1 protein-coding gene and 1 pseudogene are annotated in these 1,653 nt (G+C 71.4%); both read left to right on the top strand.

From position 1 onward, the window contains the following. Positions 1–379 (top strand): annotated as a pseudogene (locus tag ACFXA3_RS33670) (hydroxymethylglutaryl-CoA lyase); the annotation flags it as partial. 8 nt (positions 380–387) lie between these two features. Beyond that, positions 388–1,548, top strand: coding sequence for an acyl-CoA dehydrogenase family protein (locus ACFXA3_RS33665; RefSeq protein WP_385193155.1), 1,161 nt, complete (start codon positions 388–390; stop codon positions 1,546–1,548). The last annotated feature ends 105 nt before the right edge of the window (positions 1,549–1,653 follow it).

Genomic DNA, 1,653 nt, shown 5'->3' with positions numbered 1-1,653 from the left:
CGGCGACACCATCGGCGTCGCCACCCCGGGCCATGTCCAGGCCCTCCTCAGCGAGCTCAACGAGGAGGGCGTGCCGACCGACCGGATCGGCGTGCACTTCCACGACACCTACGGCCAGGCCCTGTCCAACACCCTCGCCGCGCTCCAGCACGGGGTGACCACCGTCGACGCCTCCGCGGGCGGCCTCGGCGGATGCCCGTACGCGAAGAGCGCCACCGGCAACCTCGCCACCGAGGACCTGGTGTGGATGCTCGACGGTCTCGGCATCGAGACCGGCGTCGACCTGGCCGCCCTCACCGCCACGAGCGTGTGGATGGCCGAACAGCTGGGACGCCCCAGCCCCTCCCGTACCGTCCGCGCCCTCTCCCACAAGGAGTAAAGAACATCATGGCCCTCGACCACCGGCTCACCCCCGAGCACGAGGAACTCCGCCGCACCGTCGAGGCGTTCGCGCACGACGTGATCGCCCCCAAGATCGGCGATCTGTACGAGCGGCACGAGTTCCCGTACGAGATCGTCCGCGAGATGGGCCGCATGGGCCTGTTCGGCCTGCCCTTCCCGGAGGAGTACGGCGGCATGGGCGGCGACTACCTCGCCCTCGGCATCGCCCTGGAGGAGCTGGCCCGCGTCGACTCCTCGGTCGCGATCACGCTGGAGGCGGGCGTCTCGCTCGGCGCCATGCCCCTCTACCTGTTCGGCACCGAGGAGCAGAAGCAGCAGTGGCTGCCGAAGATGTGCGCCGGTGAGGTGCTCGGCGCGTTCGGCCTGACCGAGCCGGATGGCGGCTCCGACGCGGGCGGCACCCGCACCACCGCCGTCAAGGACGGCGACGAGTGGGTGATCAACGGTTCGAAGTGCTTCATCACCAACTCCGGTACGGACATCACCGGCCTGGTCACCGTCACGGCCGTCACGGGCCGCAAGGCCGACGGCCGCCCGGAGATCTCCTCGATCATCGTCCCGTCCGGCACCCCGGGCTTCACGGTGGCCGCGCCGTACTCCAAGGTCGGCTGGAACTCCTCGGACACCTGTGAGCTGGCCTTCGACAACGTACGGGTGCCCCTGGCCAACCTCGTCGGCCAGGAGGGCCGCGGCTACGCCCAGTTCCTGCGCATCCTCGACGAGGGCCGCATCGCGATCTCGGCGCTCGCGACCGGCCTGGCCCAGGGCTGCGTGGACGAGTCCGTGAAGTACGCGAAGGAGCGCAAGGCCTTCGGCCGGCCCATCGGCGACAACCAGGCCATCCAGTTCAAGCTGGCGGACATGGAGATGCGCGCCCACATGGCGCGGATCGGCTGGCGTGACGCGGCCTCCCGCCTGGTGGCCGGGGAGCCGTTCAAGAAGGAGGCGGCGATCGCGAAGCTGTACTCCTCCACGGTCGCGGTGGACAACGCCCGGGACGCCACGCAGATCCACGGCGGCTACGGGTTCATGAACGAGTACCCCGTGGCCCGCATGTGGCGCGACTCCAAGATCCTGGAGATCGGCGAGGGCACCAGCGAGGTGCAGCGCATGCTCATCGCCCGTGAGCTGGGCTTCGCCGGATAGCCGGCCCGGCGTGAGGCCGGCCGCGCCGGACGCGCCGGACGCGGACGACCCCCCGTCCCGCCGCCCGGCCCCGCGCGCGGCGCGGGGGGCGGGCGCGCGCGCGGC

This window comes from Streptomyces sp. NPDC059456 (assembly GCF_042750055.1).
Lineage (GTDB): Bacteria > Actinomycetota > Actinomycetes > Streptomycetales > Streptomycetaceae > Streptomyces.
The sequence above is the reverse complement of the archived record's forward strand: the minus strand, read 5'-3'. Positions and strand labels throughout refer to the sequence as shown.